The organism is Luteibacter sp. P4_D7_3, from assembly GCF_056401735.1.
In genome coordinates this window covers 1-2,730 of sequence record NZ_JBFUIT010000423.1, presented here as the reverse complement: position 1 = coordinate 2,730, position 2,730 = coordinate 1, and the positions used below count along the sequence as shown (strand labels likewise).

Annotated in this window: 2 protein-coding genes; both read left to right on the top strand. The window is 63.5% G+C overall.

The features are described 5' to 3' along the window. Positions 1 to 2,449 (top strand): DNA gyrase subunit A (gyrA, locus tag AC1DSN_RS20960; protein WP_477332651.1); only part of this gene is annotated, 2,449 nt, incomplete at its 5' end. 118 nt (positions 2,450 to 2,567) lie between these two features. Beyond that, a partial coding sequence (locus AC1DSN_RS20955; RefSeq protein WP_477332653.1) for a transposase occupies positions 2,568 to 2,730 on the top strand: 163 nt, incomplete at its 3' end.

Sequence of the window (2,730 nt, the reverse complement as noted above, 5' to 3'; positions counted from 1 at the left end):
CAAGAAGTCGGCCCGCGTGGTCGGTGACGTGATCGGTAAATACCATCCGCATGGCGACGCGTCGGTCTACGACACGATCGTCCGCATGGCGCAGCCGTTCTCCTTGCGCTACATGCTGGTCGACGGCCAGGGTAACTTCGGTTCGGTGGACGGCGACAACGCCGCGGCCATGCGATACACCGAGGTGCGCATGGCGCGCCTCACGCATGAGCTGATGGCCGATATCGACAAGGAAACCGTCGATTTCGGACCGAACTACGACGAAAGCGAACACGAGCCGCTGGTCCTTCCGACCCGCGTGCCGAACCTGCTCGTCAACGGTTCCGCGGGTATCGCCGTCGGCATGGCGACGAACATCCCGCCGCACAACATGACCGAGGTCATCAATGCGGTGCTCGGGCTGATCGAGGACCCCTCGCTCGGAATCGACGAACTGATGACGTTCATCCCCGGTCCGGACTTCCCGACCGCCGGCATCATCAACGGCTCGTCCGGTATCGTCGAGGCGTACCGCACTGGTCGTGGTCGCATCCTCGTGCGTGCCCGCACCTCGATCGAAACCGAAGCGAACGGCCGCGAGACGATCCTCGTCCACGAGCTGCCGTACCAGGTGAACAAGGCTCGCCTGATCGAGAAGATCGCCGAGCTGGTAAAGGAAAAGAAGCTCGAGGGCATCAGCGAGCTGCGCGACGAGTCCGACAAGGACGGTATGCGCGTGGTCATCGAGATCCGCCGCGATTCCATGGGCGACGTCGTGCTGAACAACCTGTTCCAGCAGACCCAGCTGCAGGTCACCTTCGGCATCAACATGGTGGCCCTGCTCGACGGCCAGCCCAAGCTGATGAACCTCAAGGACATCCTCGAGGCCTTCATTCGCCATCGCCGCGAAGTCGTCACGCGCCGCACCATCTTCGAACTGCGCAAGGCACGCCAGCGCGCACATATCCTCGAAGGCCTTACGGTCGCGCTTGCCAACATCGAAGAGATGATCGAGCTGATCCGTACCTCCGCGTCGTCGGCCGAAGCGCGCGAGCGCATGGTCGCCCGTCGTTGGGAGCCGGGCCTGGTCAAGGCACTGCTCGCCGCCACGGGTGCGGAATCGTCGCGTCCTGAAGACATGGATCCGCGTGATGGCCTGAACGAGAACGGCTACCAGCTGTCCGAAGCGCAAGCCACCGAAATCCTGCAGATGCGTCTGCATCGCCTCACCGGCCTGGAGCAGGAAAAGCTCTCCGATGAGTACCGCGAGATTCTCGATACGATCCGCGGCCTCATCGAGATCCTCGAGAACCCGACGCGCCTGCTGGAAGTGATCCGCGAAGAGCTCGAGCAGATCCGTACCGATTACGGCGACGAGCGGCGCACCGAGATCCAGCACTCGCAGGAAGACCTGAACGTGCTTGACCTCATCGCGCCGGAAGACGTGGTGGTGACGCTCTCGCACACCGGTTACATCAAGCGTCAGCCGGCCAGCCTGTACCGCGCGCAGAAGCGTGGCGGCAAGGGTCGTTCGGCCTCGGCACTGAAGGACGAAGACGTCGTGCAGCAGCTGTGGGTGGTCAACACCCATGACACGCTGCTGACCTTCACCAGCACCGGTCGCGTCTACTGGCTCAAGGTGTACCAGATGCCGGAAGCCGGCCCGGGTGCGCGTGGCAAGCCCATCGTGAACCTGCTGCCGCTGGGTGAGGGTGAGAAGGTGCAGGCCCTGCTGCCTGTGCGCGAGTACGACCCGACCTGCTTCGTGTTCTTCGCCACCCGCAAGGGCACGGTGAAGAAGACGCCGCTGACGGAATTCGCGTTCCAGCTGCAGAAGGGCAAGGCCGCCATCAATCTCGACGAGGGCGATGCCCTGGTCGATGTCGCGATGACCGGCGGTGAGAGCGATGTGTTGCTCTTCGCCTCCAACGGCAAGTCGGTGCGCTTCGACGAAGGCACGGTCCGCTCCATGGGCCGTACCGCGACGGGCGTGCGTGGCATGCGTCTGGCTGAAGATGCGGAAGTGGTCTCGCTGATCGTGGCCGCGGGTGATGGCAACATCCTCACCGCGACGGCACGCGGCTTCGGCAAGCGCACCGCGCTCGACGAGTTCCCGAAGAAGGGTCGTGGCACGCAGGGCGTCATCGCCATCCAGTGCTCGGACCGTAACGGCAACCTCGTCGCGGCCACCCAGGTCACCGAGACGCAGCAGCTGATGCTGATCTCCGACCAGGGCACGCTGGTACGCACCCGCGTGTCGGAAGTCTCGCAGCTGAGCCGCAACACGCAGGGCGTGACGCTGATCAAGCTGCCGAAGGACGAAACGCTCATCGGCGTGGTTCGTCTGGAAGCCGAGGAAGAGATCGAGATCGAAGGCGAGGGTGAAGTGATCGACGGTGACGTCGCCGCCGACCTCCCGCCCATCGAAAGCGGCCCCACCGGTGACGGTGACGAGCCAACCGAAGCGTAAGAAAAAACCCGCCGAAAGGCGGGTTTTTTTTTTGCCTGAGTTTTTGTAGGAGCCGATTTGCGGTGGTCTAATTTTCCTGGACACCCATGTAGGAGCAAAATCCCTACCGAGGTGAATCATGGGATATCGACCGATCGACCCGGCGCTCAAGCGCCGGGCGGTGTGTTTAGTACTGGATGAGAACCGCTCCGTGCCTGCCGTGTGCGGGCTGCTTGGGCTTGGCCCGACGGCTTTGCGGCGCTGGGTCGAGCAGGAGCGGCAGCTGCGTGCCACGCCGCCAC